The sequence below is a fragment of the Streptomyces pratensis genome, from assembly GCF_037137275.1.
GTDB classification, from domain to species: domain Bacteria; phylum Actinomycetota; class Actinomycetes; order Streptomycetales; family Streptomycetaceae; genus Streptomyces; species Streptomyces pratensis_B.
This window is the reverse complement of record NZ_JBBBEN010000003.1, coordinates 1-907: the sequence shown is the minus strand read 5'-3', so window position 1 is coordinate 907 and position 907 is coordinate 1. Positions and strand designations below refer to the sequence as shown.

The window sequence follows — 907 nt, the reverse complement described above, 5'->3', positions numbered from 1 at the left end:
GCGGTGTTCCTGGTAGCGGGTGGAGACCCAGCCGACCGACCAGCCGCACAGCTCGGCAGCCGTCCGGACGGGAAGCCCTGCGTCGAACGCGGCCCGGACCGTGGCCCGCGCCCGCTCCTCGTCCTGCTTCTCCACGGCGGGGCCGGCGTCCAGCAGCGCCTGGCGTTCACGCTCGGCCCGCTGCTGTTCACGCATCTGTTCACGGCGTTCACGAGCCTCCCGCTCCCGCTCCTCCAGCTCGCGGCGCTGGGCGGCCTCGCGTTCAAGGCGTTCACGCTCGGCCTGCTGCTGTTCACGCTCGCGCTCACGGCGTTCACGAGCCTCCCGCTCAGCCCGCTCCCGAGCCTCCGCCCGCTCACGCTCCTCCCGCCGCGCGGCTTCCTCGCGGGCGGTCTGTTCACGGGCGATCAGCGCTTCGTGCTCACGCTGCTCACGGGCCAACTGGGCCGCGTGCTCCCGCTCCTCACGCACCCGCCGCTCCTGCGCCTCGCGGCGCTCAGCGGCGGCCCGCTCGCGCTCGGCCCGCTCAGCTTTCAGCCGGGCTTCCTGCGCCGTCTGGGCGGTGGTGATGGCCCGCCGGTAGGCGAGTCCGGTCTCTGCGGTGACGATCAGAAGGAGCGGTGCGACCGCGTGAACAGCGGCCCCCACCAGGTCCTTCCTGAGCGCGGAGTCCGCGACGTTCAGGGCCAGGGTCATGAAGCCGGTCATCCACCGCAGAGCGATGGGCCACCGGCCCCCGTGCCCGCCCATCCCGGCCAGCACCGCATCCAGCCGCACCACGATCACCACCGCCGCGTCCACGACGAGCGGCAGGATCGGGGCCGTCCACTCCCACCCCTTCGGACTGTGGCGCTCCATCAGCGGGGTGACCGTGAGGATGGAGAACAGCATCGCGCCGCCCACGATC

The 907-nt window shown here is 73.0% G+C and carries 1 protein-coding gene; it reads right to left on the bottom strand.

Annotated features, from left to right (window positions below; all coding sequences use genetic code 11):
* Positions 1-906, bottom strand: a 906-nt coding sequence (locus V9U70_RS00015; RefSeq protein WP_336672308.1) for a DUF2637 domain-containing protein, incomplete at its 3' end; no start/stop codon positions are given.
* Between the last annotated feature and the right edge of the window lies 1 nt (position 907).